Origin of the sequence: Cognatiluteimonas lumbrici, assembly GCF_006476065.1 — a bacterium.
In the GTDB taxonomy this organism is placed as follows: Bacteria; Pseudomonadota; Gammaproteobacteria; order Xanthomonadales; family Xanthomonadaceae; genus Cognatiluteimonas; species Cognatiluteimonas lumbrici.
Window position 1 is genome coordinate 1,101,633 of the sequence record NZ_ML636798.1, and the last position, 13,982, is coordinate 1,115,614.

Annotated in this window: 13 protein-coding genes; 3 read left to right on the forward strand and 10 right to left on the reverse strand. The window is 71.9% G+C overall.

Annotation, left to right across the window (positions count from 1 at the left end; translation table 11 throughout):
• Window positions 1-19 precede the first annotated feature (19 nt).
• From pyk to E4F25_RS11600, 3 genes are read right to left on the reverse strand one after another with little or no spacing between them, the layout of a single operon-like run.
• Complete coding sequence (gene pyk / locus E4F25_RS11590; protein WP_140909171.1) at window positions 20-1,486, reverse strand: pyruvate kinase; 1,467 nt, start codon at window positions 1,484-1,486, stop codon at window positions 20-22.
• The gene (locus E4F25_RS11595) at window positions 1,483-2,661 is read right to left on the reverse strand and encodes a phosphoglycerate kinase (protein ID WP_140909172.1); all 1,179 of its coding nucleotides are present in this window, start codon (window positions 2,659-2,661) and stop codon (window positions 1,483-1,485) included. The genes pyk and E4F25_RS11595 overlap by 4 nt, the downstream gene beginning before the upstream one ends.
• A gap of 54 nt (window positions 2,662-2,715) precedes the next feature.
• Entirely contained in the window at window positions 2,716-3,129 is a 414-nt protein-coding gene (locus E4F25_RS11600; RefSeq protein WP_140909173.1) for a group III truncated hemoglobin, read from the reverse strand.
• A gap of 101 nt (window positions 3,130-3,230) precedes the next feature.
• Here E4F25_RS11600 and fdxA point away from each other — a divergent pair, with 101 nt between their 5' ends.
• Complete coding sequence (gene fdxA / locus E4F25_RS05390; protein WP_140910338.1) at window positions 3,231-3,554, forward strand: ferredoxin FdxA; 324 nt, start codon at window positions 3,231-3,233, stop codon at window positions 3,552-3,554.
• Here the strand turns inward: fdxA and gap are convergent.
• Window positions 3,551-4,552 (reverse strand): type I glyceraldehyde-3-phosphate dehydrogenase, encoded by a 1,002-nt coding sequence (gap, locus tag E4F25_RS05395; protein ID WP_140909174.1) that lies wholly within the window; start codon window positions 4,550-4,552, stop codon window positions 3,551-3,553. The two genes, fdxA and gap, sit on opposite strands and share 4 nt — an antisense overlap.
• Before the next feature lie 110 nt (window positions 4,553-4,662).
• On the opposite strand from gap, the gene E4F25_RS05400 reads away from it, so the two are divergent.
• Together E4F25_RS05400 and E4F25_RS05405 are read left to right on the forward strand one after the other, a co-directional pair.
• Complete coding sequence (locus E4F25_RS05400; protein ID WP_140909175.1) at window positions 4,663-5,514, forward strand: S1/P1 nuclease; 852 nt, start codon at window positions 4,663-4,665, stop codon at window positions 5,512-5,514.
• Window positions 5,515-5,524: 10 nt separating this feature from the next.
• Window positions 5,525-6,400: an MBL fold metallo-hydrolase gene (locus tag E4F25_RS05405; RefSeq protein WP_140909176.1), complete on the forward strand. Its 876-nt coding sequence runs from the start codon at window positions 5,525-5,527 to the stop codon at window positions 6,398-6,400.
• Between the two features lie 22 nt (window positions 6,401-6,422).
• Here E4F25_RS05405 and E4F25_RS05410 read toward each other — a convergent pair whose 3' ends face one another.
• From E4F25_RS05410 to E4F25_RS05435, 6 genes are all read right to left on the reverse strand, one after another.
• Entirely contained in the window at window positions 6,423-7,613 is a 1,191-nt protein-coding gene (locus E4F25_RS05410) for a TonB family protein (RefSeq protein ID WP_140909177.1), read from the reverse strand.
• Window positions 7,600-7,971 (reverse strand): BlaI/MecI/CopY family transcriptional regulator, encoded by a 372-nt coding sequence (locus tag E4F25_RS05415; RefSeq protein ID WP_140909178.1) that lies wholly within the window; start codon window positions 7,969-7,971, stop codon window positions 7,600-7,602. The genes E4F25_RS05410 and E4F25_RS05415 overlap by 14 nt, the downstream gene beginning before the upstream one ends.
• Window positions 7,972-8,070: 99 nt before the next feature.
• On the reverse strand, window positions 8,071-9,204 hold the full coding sequence (locus E4F25_RS05420) for an NAD(P)/FAD-dependent oxidoreductase (protein ID WP_140909179.1): 1,134 nt from the start codon (window positions 9,202-9,204) through the stop codon (window positions 8,071-8,073).
• On the reverse strand, window positions 9,201-9,656 hold the full coding sequence (gene trxC / locus E4F25_RS05425) for a thioredoxin TrxC (protein WP_140909180.1): 456 nt from the start codon (window positions 9,654-9,656) through the stop codon (window positions 9,201-9,203). Before trxC ends, E4F25_RS05420 begins: the two co-directional genes overlap by 4 nt.
• The gene (locus E4F25_RS05430; RefSeq protein ID WP_140909181.1) at window positions 9,653-12,892 is read right to left on the reverse strand and encodes an efflux RND transporter permease subunit; all 3,240 of its coding nucleotides are present in this window, start codon (window positions 12,890-12,892) and stop codon (window positions 9,653-9,655) included. Before E4F25_RS05430 ends, trxC begins: the two co-directional genes overlap by 4 nt.
• Entirely contained in the window at window positions 12,885-13,964 is a 1,080-nt protein-coding gene (locus E4F25_RS05435) for an efflux RND transporter periplasmic adaptor subunit (protein WP_246069769.1), read from the reverse strand. Before E4F25_RS05435 ends, E4F25_RS05430 begins: the two co-directional genes overlap by 8 nt.
• Window positions 13,965-13,982 lie beyond the last annotated feature (18 nt).

The following is a 13,982-nucleotide window of genomic DNA, read 5'->3' on the forward strand; positions in this document are numbered from 1 at the left end:
CCCTCCCAGGCGTCGCCATTCAGATGACACCCAGACCTTCCGCCTGCCCGGCTGAACCGACCTTTAACAATCGCAGGGTGTTGGTGGCCCCGTGCTGCTCCATGTGGTCGCCGCTGGTGAAGATGATGCGGTCGCCCTCGGCCAGGAACCCCTGCTCGTACAGCACGCGGACTGCTTCCCGCGCCGCCTCGCGGGTCGCCAGCCCGCGGCTGTCGAAGGCCACCGGGAACACGTCGCGCATCAGCGCCATGCGACGGCGAGCGCCCGGGTGCCGGGACAGCCCGTAGATCGGCACGCTGGCGCGGAACCGCGACAGGTAGCGCGGCGTGCCGCCGGACTCCGTCATGGCCACGATCGCGCGCACGCCGATGTGCTCGGACAGGAACATCGCGGCCATCGCGATCGCCTGGTCGGCGCGCTGCAGGTCGCGCTGCGCCTTCTCGAAGTCGGTGTCCATCTCGAACTGCTTCTCGGCACCGATGCAGATGCGCGCCATCGCCTCGACCGCCTTCAAGGGGAAGTGCCCGGCGGCGGTCTCCTGCGACAGCATCACCGCATCGGTGCCGTCGATCACCGCGTTGGCCACGTCCAGCACCTCGGCGCGGGTCGGCATCGGGCTGTCCACCATGGACTGCAGCATCTGGGTGGCGGTGATCACCACCTTGCTGCAGGCCAGCGACTCGCGAATGATCTTCTTCTGCAGGCCCGGCAGCTCGGCGTCGCCGATCTCCACCGCGAGGTCGCCGCGCGCGACCATCACCGCGTCGCTGGCCTGGATCACCTCGCGCAGGTTGGCGATCGCCTCGGCCCGTTCGATCTTGGCGCACAGGCTGGCGTCGCTGCCGTGGCTGCGGGCGATGTCGCGCGCTTCCATCATGTCGGCCGCGTTGCGGCAGAACGAGACCGCGATGAAGTCCGCGCCGAGGCGCGCGGCGACCCCGATCAGCGCCCGGTCGTCCTCGGTCAGCGCGCCGAGCGACAGGCCGCCCCCGTGGCGGTTCAGGCCCTTGCGGTCGGAGAGCACGCCGTCGTGCAGCACCGTGGTGGCGATGCGCTCGCCCTCGACCTGCTCGACCCGGAGCTGCACCAGGCCGTCGTCGAGCAGCAGGATGTCGCCGCGGCCAACATCCCGTGGCAGCCCGAGGTAGCTGACGCCGACCTGGCTGGCATCCCCGGGCGGGGCGTCGGCACTGGCCACGAGGTCGAAGCGCTGGCCCGCGCGCAGCTGCACCCGGCCCTCGGCGAAGCGCTCGATGCGCAGCTTGGGCCCGGGCAGGTCGGCGAGGATGCCGACCTCGACCCCGACCGCGGACGCCGCGGCGCGCACCGCATCCGCGCGCGCGACCTGCGATTCCGGATCCCCGTGCGAGAAGTTGAGCCGGACCACGTCCACGCCGGCCCGCAGCAGCGACTCCAGCATGCCCGGCGCATCGGTGGCGGGACCGAGCGTAGCGACGATCCGCGTCCGGCGCCGGTGGTCGCTCACCGCGACCTCGCCTTGAGCGCCGAGACCGCGGGCAGCTCCTTGCCTTCGAGGAACTCGAGGAACGCGCCGCCGCCGGTCGAGATGTAGGAGATCCCGCCGGCGATGCCGTACTTGTCCACCGCGGCCAGGGTGTCGCCGCCGCCGGCGATCGAGAACGCGTCCGACGCGGCGATGGCGCGCGCCAGCACTTCGGTTCCGTTGCCGAACGCGTCGAACTCGAACACGCCGACCGGCCCGTTCCAGACCACCGTGCCGGCCTCGCCGGCGATCGCGGCGTAGCGCCGCGCGGTGTCCGGACCGATGTCGAGGATCATGTCGCCGTCGCCGACCGCCTCCACCGCCTTCACCGTCGCCGGCGCGTCGGCGGCGAAACGCGGCGCGACCACGACGTCGGTGGGCATCGGGATCTCGGCGCCGCGGGACTTCGCCTGCTGCAGGATGGCGCGCGCGGTGTCCACCAGGTCGGCTTCCATCAGCGACTTCCCGACCGGGTGGCCCTCGGCGGCGAGGAAGGTGTTGGCGATGCCGCCGCCGACGATGAGCTGGTCCACCTTGCCGACCAGCGAGGACAGCAGTTCGAGCTTGGTGCTGACCTTGGAGCCGGCGACGATCGCCAGCAGCGGGCGCGCCGGCGCGTCCAGCGCCTTGGCCAGGGCGTCTAGCTCGGCCATCAGCAGCGGGCCGCCGCAGGCGACTTCCGCCGCGCGGATCACGCCATGCGTGGAGGCCTGCGCGCGGTGCGCGGTGCCGAAGGCGTCCATCACGAACACGTCGCACAGGGCCGCGTACTTCGCGGCGAGCGCCGCGTCGTCGGCCTTCTCGCCGACGTTCATGCGGCAGTTCTCGAGCAGCACGAGCTGCCCTGGCGCGACCTCGACGCCGTCGAGGTAGTCGCGCACCAGCGGCACCTCCTGCCCGAGCAGCTCGCCCAGGCGCTTCGCCACCGGGGCCAGCGAGTCGGCCTCGCTCCACTGCCCTTCCTTCGGCCGTCCCAGGTGCGACATCACCATCACCGCCGCGCCCTGCCCCAGCGCGCGCCGCAGCGTCGGCAAGGCGGCCTCGATACGCAGTTCCGAGGTGATCCGGCCCTGGTCGTCGATGGGCACGTTGAGGTCCTCGCGCACCAGCACGCGCTTGCCGGCGAGGTCGAGGTCGGTCATTCGCAGGATGGACATGGCACTCCGTGGCTTGCGGGGCCCGCGACCGGGCCCCGGGGCCGCCATTGTCCCTCAGAGCGAGGAGATCGGCACCCGCAGCGGACTGGCCCCGCCCTGCAGCCCGAGCCCGTAGCGCAGGCTCTGGCCGATGCGCTCGGCATACGCCACCATCGTCGCGGCCTCCGCCTCCGGCAGCAGTTCCCCGGCGGTCCGCTTCCACAGCGCGAGCCAGTGGTCGAAATGGCGCGCCTCGATCGGCCATGGCCGGTGCGCCTGCATCGGGTTGCCGCGGTAGGTTTGCGCGCGCAGCACCACCGAGCACCAGAACGAGGTCAGCAGGCGCTTGTGCTCCGGCCAGTCGTGCACGGCCTGGTTGAAGATCGGCCCGATCACCGGATCGGCCCGGACCTTGTCGTAGAAGGCATCCACCAGCCGCGCGATGGCGTCGGCATCGGGCAGCGCATTGCGTTCGAGCGGGGCACGCATGCGTGCATTATCGCCCATGCGGGCACGGCCCGGCTTGACCCATGTCATGGCGCCGCCGCGCACGGCGCGCCATCGTGGAAGGCCCCGGGCCACGCGTCGCCATGACCCACGTCGTCACCGAGAACTGCATCAAGTGCAAGCACACCGACTGCGTCGAGGTGTGCCCGGTGGACTGCTTCCACGAAGGCCCCAACTTCCTGGTCATCGACCCGGAGAGCTGCATCGACTGCACCCTGTGCGTCGCCGAGTGTCCGGTGGGGGCGATCTTCCCCGAGGACGACGTCCCGGCGGGCCAGGAACAGTTCCTGGCCCTCAATGCCGAACTGGCACCGCTGTGGCCGGTGATCGACAGGAAGATCCCGGCACCCGACGACGCCGCCGAGTGGGACGGCGTCCCGGACAAGCTGAAGCTGCTGGAGCGCTAGGCGCCGACGACGCGGACCAGCTCCAGCACCTTGTTGGAGTAGCCCCACTCGTTGTCGTACCAGCTCACCAGCTTGACGAAGGTCGGGTCGAGCTGGATGCCGGCCTCGGCGTCGAAGATCGAGGTGCGCGCGTCGCCGCGGAAGTCGGTGGCCACCACCTTGTCCTCGGTGTAGCCGATGATGCCCTTCATCGGGCCTTCGGCCTGGCGCTTCATCTCGGCGCAGATCTCCTCGTAGGTCGCCGGCTTCTCCAGTTCCACGGTCAGGTCCACCACCGAGACATCGGAGGTCGGGACGCGGAACGACATGCCGGTGAGCTTGCCGTTGAGCTCCGGGATCACCTTGCCCACCGCCTTGGCGGCGCCGGTGCTCGACGGGATGATGTTCTCGAGGATGCCGCGGCCGCCGCGCCAGTCCTTGTTGGACGGGCCGTCCACGGTCTTCTGGGTCGCGGTGGCGGCGTGGACGGTGGTCATCAGGCCGCGCTTGATGCCCCACTTGTCGTGGATCACCTTGGCCAGCGGCGCCAGCGAGTTGGTGGTGCACGAGGCGTTGGAGACGATCTTCTCGCCCTTGTACTTGTCGTGGTTGACGCCGAACACGAACATCGGGGTGTCGTCCTTGGACGGCGCCGACAGCACCACCTTCTTCGCGCCCGCGTCGAGGTGCTTCTGCGCGGCGTCCTTGCTCAGGAACAGGCCGGTGGATTCGATCACGACGTCCACGTTCACGTCGCCCCACTTCAGGTTGGCCGGGTCGCGCTCCTGGGTCAGGCGGATGCGCTTGCCGTTGACCAGCAGGTCGCCGCCGTCCACCGCCACCTCGCCCTGGAAGCGGCCGTGGACCGAGTCGTAGCGCAGCATGTAGGCCAGGTAGTCCGGCTCCAGCAGGTCGTTGATGGCGACGACCTCGATGTCATTGCCGAAGTTCTGCACCGCCGCGCGCAGCACGTTGCGCCCGATGCGGCCGAAGCCGTTGATGCCCACCCTGATCGCCATGTCGCTGGACTCCCGGAAAGAGAAGTGAATGGAGACGGTCGCGGCCGGCGCGACCGAATCCGGGTATTTTAACCCGTCGACGAGGCCCGCCCCCACCACCGGAAACCGCCATGCGCCGAGCTGCAGCCTTCCTGTTCACCCTTTTCGCGCTTTCCGCCGCCGCTCCCGCGCTGGCCTGGAGCGTGCTCGGCCACCAGCTGGTCGGCGAGCTCGCCCAGCGCCACCTGGATCCCGCGGTGAACGCGGAGGTCGAGCGCCTGCTCGCCGGCGAGCCCGAGCCGACGCTGGCCGGCGTCGCCGCCTGGGCCGACCGCCTGCGCGACCTCGACCCGGACCGCTTCAAGGCGACCTCGACCTGGCACTACGTGAACACGCCGCCCGGCAAGCACTGCGAATACGTCGCCGGGCGCGACTGCCCCGACGGCAACTGCGTGATCGGCGCCATCGAACGCCAGCGCGCGATCCTGGCCGACCGCGACCAGCCGCTGGAGGCGCGCCGCGACGCGCTCAAGTTCATCGTCCACTTCATCGGCGACGTGCACCAGCCGATGCACGCCAACAACCACGACGACCTAGGGGGCAACCGCTACCAGGTCAGCCTGCGCACCGACCTGGAGCCGGAGGCGTACGCGCGCAGGCACTACGTCGACGGCGTGATGGGCACCAACCTGCATTCGGTGTGGGACTACTACATTCTGGGTACCGAAGGCCTGTCGCTGCGGCAGTACGCCGATCGCCTGGATGCCCTGCCCTGGCCACCGATGCCCGCCGACGGCCCGGGCACCGGCCCCGAGGCCTGGGCCACCGAGTCGTGCCGCCTGATCGAGGCGCGCGGCATCTATCCGGCCGGGCACAAGATGGACGACGCCTACCTCGACCACTTCCGCCCGCTGGCCGAGCAGCGCGTGCGCCAGGCGGCCTGGCGGCTGGCGCAGGTGCTCGAGGCCGACCTCGGCCGCTAGGCCCGCCGACGTGGCACTCGCCGTCCAGTCCTTCTTCCACGCACCCACCGGCACCTGGAGCCACGTGGCGCATGCGGGCGGCGACGCCGTGGTGGTCGACCCGGTGCTGGATTTCGACGCAGCCTCGGGCCGCATCGGGACCGACAGCGCACGTGTCCTGCTCGAGTACCTCTCGCAGCAGGGGTTGCGCCTGCGCCATGTGCTCGAGACCCACGCGCACGCGGACCACCTGAGCGCCGCCGCCTTCCTGCGCATCCGCACGGGCGCGCCGGTTGCGATCGGGAGCGGCATCCGTTCCGTGCAGGCGCATTTCGCCCCGCTGTTCGGCTGGGATCCTGGCGATGCCGCCCTCCACGACGCCTTCGACACGCTGCTGGGCGACGGCGATGTCCTGCAGGCTGGCGCGCTTCGCATCGAGGTGATGGCGCTGCCCGGCCATACCGCCGACAGCCTCGGCTACCGGATCGGCGACAACGTGTTCGTCGGCGACACCCTGTTCGCGCCGGACATCGGCACCGCCCGCTGCGATTTCCCGGGTGGCGACTGCCAGGCGCTGTACCGCTCCATCCACCGACTGCACTCCCTGCCCGGCGACACACTGCTGTGGCTGTGCCACGACTATCCGCCCGCGGGGCGCGAGCGCCGCGCCAGCGTCAGCGTGGCCGAGAGCGCGCGCGACAACCGCATGCTCGCCGCCGACACCCCGGAGGAGGCCTTCGTTGCCGCGCGCCGGGCGCGCGACGCCGGGCTGCCGGCGCCGCAGCTGCTTTACCCCGCATTGCAGGTCAACATCCGCGGCGGCCGCCTGCCGCCGGCGGAAGCGGGCGGCAGGCGCTACCTGCGCACGCCGCTCCGGGTCGAGGGCGACGCCGACGGCCTCGGCTGATCCGCAACCTGCGTGCGGCGCGTCAGTCGTCCTGCCTGAAGTCGATCGGGACGCGAACCTGGCCGGCGACCGGCTCGCCGTCCTTCATGGCCGGATTGAATTTCCACTGGCGCGCAGCCGCGAGGGCCTCCGCGTCGAACACGCCGGCGGGTTCGGACCGCTCCACCACCGCGTTCGTCACGCTGCCGTCGGCCGCGACGTCCACGATCAGCACGACCCGGCCTTCGATACCGTTCTCGAGGGCGTAGGCCGGATACCTGGGCGGCGGGGTCCTGGGGCTCACGGCGTCGCCGGTTGCAGGCGGGGCCACCTGCGGATCGGCCGCGTCCTGCGGTTGCGCCGCCCATGCGGCAAACCCGACGCCGAGCGCCAGCACCGAGACCAGCAAGGTGCCGGCCGCGCGGCGCGAAGTGGATGGCAACTGTTCCCTGAGCATGGCGATTCTCTCCCTGAGCGGATGGCCGAAGCCGAAGTGGCAGCCCAGCGGTGTGCCCGGGCCGTGGAGTTGCGCGTTGAGCAACGCCTCGCCGTAACAGCGGCGGGCGCCGGGGTGCAGGCCCAGCACGGTCGCGTCGCAGGCGAGTTCCTGGTCCTGGCGGAAACGCGGGACCGCCAGCTGCAGCAGCGGGTTGAACCAGAACAGGCAACGCAGGGCCGCCGCGGCGGCGTTCGCCCAAGGATCGCGACGGCGCACGTGCGCGCGTTCGTGCTCGAGCATCAGGTCGCGCTGCCGGCGGTCGTGGCGGCCTTCGAATGCGGGCGGCACCACCACCTGCGGCGGCCACAGTCCCAGCGTTGCCGGGAGGCCTTCCACGTCGTGCTCGGCTTCGTGCACGCCGCCCGGCCGCTGCAGCAGGCGCCCGAGACTGCGGCGGAAGCGCAGCTGCCGCGCGACCATCCAGGCGGCACAGCCCGCCATGCCCGCAAGCCAGCAGGCGCCGAGCAGGAGTCGCGGGTCGAACGTGCCGCCAAGCGACCGCGGCGCCAAGCCTGGCAGGGCCGCGGGAAGGCCGACGATGAATGTCGCGCCGGCGCCCGTGCCTTCCGCCGCGGGAACCAGCACCGCGACCAGCGAAGCCGGCACCAAGGCCCAGGCGCCGTAGGCCACCCGCGCGCCGAAGGCGCCGCGCAGCGGCCGACGCAGCAGCAGCACGAGCACGATCGCGGCACTCGAGGCGAGCGTCGCCTCCAGCAGGGTCTCAAGGCTGGCCATCGTCGATCTCCTCGAGCAGCTTGCGCAGTTCCGCGATGTCCTTGCGGCTGAGCTTGCGGTGGCGGCTGAAGTGCGAGACCAGCGGCGCGACGCGCCCGTCGAACAGGCGCTCGAGCAGGCCCTGGCTTTCGCCCAGCAACCACGCCTCGCGCTGCAGCACCGGGCTGTAGCGATAGCGGCGGCCATCGCGCTCGGCGCGGATCGCCCCCTTCCGGAGCAGGCGGTTGAGCAGCGTCTTGACCGTGGCTTCCTGCCAGTCGCGGGTGTCGGCGAGCGCCGCGGCCACCTCCTCCGCGTCCAGCGGGTGGCGTTGCCACAGCACCTGCATCACTTCCGATTCGGCTTCCGTGATCCGCATCGTTTACACCTGTAAACCGACATGGATCGGAGATTACACCTGTAAACGCCAGTGTCAAGGAGGTCCCGCATGACCCCTCGCAGTCGGGGCCGGATCAGATCAGCGCAACCGCCGCAAGTAGCGCTTCTCGAACGCGCCCTTGGCCCAGTGCGCCAGCCGCGAGGACGGCAGCGCCAGCGCGCGCGAGCCGCGCCGGACCACCAGCATCCCCCGCTCCAGGGTGTCGACGATGCAGACCAGCTCGCTGCGGAAGGCCTCGTCCGCGGGCTGGTTGCGCAGCTCCCGCACCAGGTTGCGGGCGGCGACCGCCGCCTGCAGGTCGGCCTGGTGCGCCTGCTTCGGCATCCACTCGGGACCGGGGAAGCTGCCGCCGTCACCGGCGACGTAGGTGCGCGCGACGCCGGGCACGCGGCAGGCCGCCGTGCCCTGGACGAAGCCGCCGGGCGAGCGCGGCAACGTCGTCCGGTCCAGCCACGCCTGGCCGGTCAGCCCGGGCATGAACAGGGTCATGTCGCTGTCGATGCGGGTGCGCTCGAGCTGCACGGTGCCGGCCTCGATGCGTTGCGGCTTCTCGCCGAGCACGGTGTCGATGCCGCGCCGGCGCATTTCCGCCAGCAGCCGGCCGACGGCGCGCTCCCCCATCCGCTGCCCGGGGCGCTCGGAGGGACTGAAGAACACCAGGCGGAAGCGGTCGCGCCGGCGCTGTCGGCGCAGCAGCGTCTCGGTGCCGAACGCGAACTCGAACACCGGCCCGCCGCGCATCGCGATCGGCTCGTCCGGGTTGGATCCGAAGCCGAAGCACAGCGTACCGCCCTCCAGCGCCTCCAGCCGGTCGCGGATGGCCTCGCCGGCGGCCACGCCCTCGCAGGGAACGATGGCGTGCTCGATGCCGGGCAGCTTGCGCAGGAAGCGGGCGCCGGTGGCGATCACCAGGCCGTCGTTGGCGACGTCGCCGGCGTCGGTGTGCAACACCCGGCCATCGGCCGACAGGCCGGTGGCGTGCGCGGCGTGGAAGGCGATGCGCTCGCGGCGCAGGAACCCACCCAGCGGAACGACGAGGTCGTCGCGGGTGCGCTTCCCCGACGGCAGCCAGATGGCGCCCGGCAGGTAGTGCAGCTCGGCCGCCGGCGCGACCAGGGTCAGCTCGGCGTCGCGGTCCTGCGCGCGCAACGTGCGCAACGCGGTCACTCCGGCGAACCCGGACCCGACCACCGTGATGCGCGCGGCCGTCATCGGCCGGCGTCCATCGCGGCGCGCGTCCAGCGCACGATGTCGGTCGCGCCCATCGCGCCTGCCTGGCGCGCCAGTTCGCGGCCGCGGTGGAACAGCACCAGCGTCGGGATGCTGCGGATCGCGAAACGCTGGGCCAGCACCGGTTCCGACTGGGTGTCCACCTTGGCGAGCCTGACCCGCGGTTCCAGTTCCGCCGCGGCCTGCTCGAACTGCGGCGCCATCGCGCGGCAAGGCCCGCACCACGGCGCCCAGAAGTCCACCAGCAACGGCAGCTCGCCGCGGCTGGCGTGGATCTCGAACGTGTCCACGCCGAGCGCGACCGGCCGCGCCTCGAACAGCCGCCCGTGGCACTGCCCGCAGGACGGGGCTTCGGCCAGGCGCGCCGCGGGCACGCGGTTGAGGGCGTGGCAGTGCGGGCAGGCGACCAGCAGCGGGTCGCGGACGTCGGTCATGCCGTCACCTCCGGAGGCTGCCTGCGCAGCAGCGTGTAGTACAGCAAGGGGATCACGACCAGCGTGAGCACGGTGCTGACGAGGATGCCGAACACCAGCGACACCGCCAGGCCGTTGAAGATCGGGTCGTCGAGGATGAAGAACGCGCCCAGCATCGCTGCCAGCCCTGTCAGCACGATCGGCTTGGCGCGCACCGCGCAGGCATCGACCGTGGCCTCGGCGAGCGGCACCCCGCGCGCGGTCTCCTGGTTGATGAAATCCACCAGCAGGATCGAGTTGCGCACGATGATGCCGGCCAGCGCGATCATGCCGATCATGCTGGTGGCGGTGAACTGCGCGCCCAGCAGCGCGTGCCCGGGCATCACCCCGATGACCGTCAGCGGAATCGGCGCCATGATCACCAGCGGCACCAGGTAGCTGCGGAACTGCGCGACCACGAGCAGGTAGATCAGCACCATGCCTGCGGCGTAGGCGATGCCCATGTCGCGGAACGTCTCGTAGGTGATCTGCCATTCGCCGTCCCACTTCACCGCGAAGCGGCTGGTGTCGGCGGGCTGGCCGATGAAGGATTGCCCCAGTCGCACGCCGTCCACGGTGTCATCGCGCAACTGCCCGACCAGGTCGAACATGCCGTACAGCGGGCTGTCGAGGCGACCGGCCTCGTCGCCGGTGACATAGGCCACCGGCAGCAGGTCCTTGTGGTGGATCGCGCCGTCCCAGGCATCGCGACGCACCTCGACCAGCTCGGACAACGGCACCAGCTGGCCCTCGCCGCCGCGCACCTCGAGCGCGAGCAGCCTTTGCAGGCTGGCCTGCTCGCCGGCCGGCAGGCGCAGGCGCACCGGGCGCGGGTACTTCGACGTGCCGTCGTGGACGAAGGTCGCGTCCAGCCCGGCCACGGCCGCCGACAAGGCGTCGGCGATCGCCGCCTGCGGCACCCCGAGCCGTGCGGCGCGGACGCGATCCACGACGATCGTTTCCCGCGGCGCGTCGCTTTCCACGCTGGTGTCGACGTCGACCACGCCTTCGGTGGCCAGGAAGCGCTGCTCCAGTGCTTTCGCCAGTTCCCGGCTGCGCCCGTAGTCGGGGCCGTACACCTCGGCCACCAGCGGGGCCAGCACCGGCGGACCCGGCGGTACCTCGACTACCTTGACCGAGGCCCCGTGCGAGCGACCGATCGCCGCCAGCACGGGACGCAGCGCGCGCGCGATGTCGTGGCTCTGGCGCTCGCGCCGGTGCTTGTCGACCAGGTTCACCTGCAAGTCGCCGACGTTGCCGCCGCTGCGCAGGAAGTACTGCCGCACCAGGCCGTTGAAGTTGATCGGCGCGGCGGTGCCGGCATAGCCCTGGTAGTCGAGCACCTCGGGCACCTCGTCCACGGCGGCGGCGAGCTCGACCAGCAGCGCGTTGGTGTCTTCCAGCGTGCGTCCTTCCGGCAGGTCGACCACGACCTGCAGTTCGGACTTGTTGTCGAACGGGAGCATCTTCAGCACCACCAGCTGGAACACCGCCAGCGATGCCGCCAGCGCCACCAGCGCCGCCATCCCGCCGAACAGCCACCAGCGGCGGCGGGCGCCGCGCTCGGCATCCAGGAAGGGCCGCATCACGCGTGCGAACAGCCGGTGCAGGCGGCCCGCGGCCGGGGCCGCCGCGGGGTGCGTCGCGCCGCCATCGCCATCGCCGCCGCCGTGCCGCGCCAGCAGCTTCAGCGACAGCCATGGGGTCACGACCAGCGCGATCGCCAGCGACAGCAGCATGCCGACCGAGGCGTTGATCGGGATCGGGCGCATGTACGGTCCCATCAACCCGGAGACGAAGGCCATCGGCATCAGCGCCGCGATCACGGTGAAGGTCGCCAGGATGGTCGGGGCGCCGACCTCCTGCACCGCCGGCGGGATCGCCTCGCGCAGCGACTTCCCGCCGAGCGCCATGTGCCGGTGGATGTTCTCGACCACGACGATCGCGTCGTCCACCAGGATGCCGATCGAGAAGATCAGCGCGAACAGCGAGACCCGGTTGAGGGTGAAGCCCATCGCCCACGAAGCGAACAACGTCATCGCCAGCGTCAGCACCACGGCGCTGCCGACCACGATGGCCTCGCGCCAGCCGAGCGCGAACAGCACCAGCAGCACCACCGAGCCGGTGGCGAACACCAGCTTCTGGATCAGCTTGAGCGCCTTGTCGGTCGCTGTCCGGCCGTAGTCGCGGGTCACCGTGGCGTGCACGCCCTCCGGGATCAGCTGGCCGCGCAGCGTGTCCAGGCGCCTGGTGATCGCGCCGGTGATGTCGGCGGCATTGCTGCCCGGCTTCTTGGCGATCGCGATGGTCACCGCCGGCGCGAGCCCTGCTTCCGGGCCCGCGCGGCCCGGCGGCGCGCCGTGCCAGGCATAGCGCGTGGCGATGTCGCCGCCGGCGCGGATCGTCGCCACGTCGGACAGGCGCAGCGGCTTGCCGCCCGCCAGCCCGACGACCAGGCCGGACACGTCCTCCGCGCCGGCCAGGAAGCTGCCGGCAGTCACCGGCACCGCGGCATTGCCGCCGACGCGCTCGCCGACGTTGCGCACGGCGTTCGCGGCCTGCAGCGCGCCCGCGAGGTCGGACACGGTCAGGCCATGGGCGGCCAGCTTCGCCGGGTCGAGCGTCACCGACACCACCCGGTCGGGCGCGCCGATGGTGTACACGTCGCGGGTGCCGGGCACGCGCTTGAACTCGGTTTCCAGCGCGTGCGCGACCTCGACCAGTCCGGTGGCGTCGCGTTGCGGATCGTCCGTCCACAACGTCACCGCCATCACCGGCACGTCATCGATGCCCCTGGGCTTGACCAGCGGCTGGCCCACGCCGACGCCCGCGGGCAGCCAGTCCTGGTTGGAGAACACCTGGTTGTACAGGCGCACGATCGCCGGCTGGCGCTCGATGCCGACCTCGTACTCGACGGTCAGCACCGCGACGCCGGGACGGCTGACGGAGTAGACGTGCTTGATGCCTTCGATCTCGGAGAGCTTCTGCTCCAGCGGCGTGGCGACCAGCTGCTCGACGTCGCGCGCGCTCGCGCCCTGGAACGGCACGATCACGTTGGCCATGGTGACGTCGATCTGCGGCTCTTCCTCGCGCGGGGTCACCAGCACGGCGACCAGGCCGAGCAGCAACCCGAGCAAGGCCAGGATCGGAGTCAGCGGGTTGGCCTGGAACGCGGCGGCCAGGCGTCCTGCCAGGCCCGGGCGCGGTGAGTCACTCATCGGCCGCCCCCGCGGTGGCGCGCCGCGCGGCCAGCACCTGCACGGCGGCGACCGGGTCGGCGGCAATGGTCTCGCCGGCGCGCAGGCCCGCCAGCACCTCGACCCGGCCGCCCGCCCGTGCGCCCAGGCGAAGCTGGCGCAACACCACCCGCTCCCCTTCGACCACGTATGCGCCGCTCAGCTCGCCGCGCTGCACGACCGCGCTGGTCGGGATGGTGATGACGGCGGCGTCGCCCGCGGCGATGGGGAACAGCACCTTGGCGGTGCTGCCGGGCAATGGCGCGGGCGCGACGTCCGGCAGCCCCACGCGCACGCCCACGCTGTGGGTGAGCGGATCGGCGGACGGGTACACGACCAGCTCCTCCGCCTGCAGCGTGCGGCCATCGGCGAGCGCAATGCGGGCCCGGCCCGCCGCGCGGATCGCCCCGGCCTCGGACTGCGGGACCTGCACTTCGATGCGCAGCGCGCCGGGCGCATGCAGCGACAGCAGCGGCTGGCCCGGGGCAACGGCCTCGCCCGGCTCCACCCGGCGCGCGCCGACGATGCCGTCGAAGGGCGCGCGCACGACCGTGTAGTCGGCCTGTTGCGCGGCCTGCGCGAGCTGCGCGCGGGCGGCGTCGCGCGCCGCCACGGCGCTGTCGCGCGCCGCGCGAGCCTGGTCCACCTGCGCGCGCGACACGTACTGGTCGCCGGCCAGGGAGGCGTAGCGGCGGTAGTTCGCCTCCGCTTCCGCGGCCGCCGCCTCGGCGGCGCGCAGCTGCGCACGCGCGCTGTTGGCCCCGGCCTGCTGCTCGACCGCGGTCAGGCGCACCAGGACCTGGCCGGCGCGGACGCGGTCGTCCACGTCGACCTCTACCCGCGTCACCCGGCCGGCGGTCTGCGCGGCGAGATCGGCCTGCTGCACCGCCTCCACCACGCCGTCCCAGTCGCGCCCGGCCGGTGCGCCGGCGGCGCCCACTTCCAGGGTCTCGAGTGGCGGTTGCGGCGGCGACGTGGCCGGCGGCGCGGGTTCTCCGCAGGCGGCCAGCAGCGCCAGCGACGCGGCCGCGAGGGTCGTGCGCACGCGCTTCATCATGATGTCCGTCGCCGG

Excerpts from the sequence above, each read along its gene's own strand:
- E4F25_RS11595 (WP_140909172.1), bottom strand. The coding sequence starts at position 2,661 with ATGTCCATCCTGCGAATGACCGACCTCGACCTCGCCGGCAAGCGCGTG.
- E4F25_RS11600 (WP_140909173.1), bottom strand. The coding sequence starts at position 3,129 with ATGCGTGCCCCGCTCGAACGCAATGCGCTGCCCGATGCCGACGCCATC.
- fdxA (WP_140910338.1), top strand. The coding sequence starts at position 3,231 with ATGACCCACGTCGTCACCGAGAACTGCATCAAGTGCAAGCACACCGAC.
- gap (WP_140909174.1), bottom strand. The coding sequence starts at position 4,552 with ATGGCGATCAGGGTGGGCATCAACGGCTTCGGCCGCATCGGGCGCAAC.
- E4F25_RS05400 (WP_140909175.1), top strand. The coding sequence starts at position 4,663 with ATGCGCCGAGCTGCAGCCTTCCTGTTCACCCTTTTCGCGCTTTCCGCC.
- E4F25_RS05410 (WP_140909177.1), bottom strand. The coding sequence starts at position 7,613 with ATGGCCAGCCTTGAGACCCTGCTGGAGGCGACGCTCGCCTCGAGTGCC.
- E4F25_RS05415 (WP_140909178.1), bottom strand. The coding sequence starts at position 7,971 with ATGCGGATCACGGAAGCCGAATCGGAAGTGATGCAGGTGCTGTGGCAA.
- E4F25_RS05420 (WP_140909179.1), bottom strand. The coding sequence starts at position 9,204 with ATGACGGCCGCGCGCATCACGGTGGTCGGGTCCGGGTTCGCCGGAGTG.
- trxC (WP_140909180.1), bottom strand. The coding sequence starts at position 9,656 with ATGACCGACGTCCGCGACCCGCTGCTGGTCGCCTGCCCGCACTGCCAC.
- E4F25_RS05430 (WP_140909181.1), bottom strand. The coding sequence starts at position 12,892 with ATGAGTGACTCACCGCGCCCGGGCCTGGCAGGACGCCTGGCCGCCGCG.
- E4F25_RS05435 (WP_246069769.1), bottom strand. The coding sequence starts at position 13,964 with ATGAAGCGCGTGCGCACGACCCTCGCGGCCGCGTCGCTGGCGCTGCTG.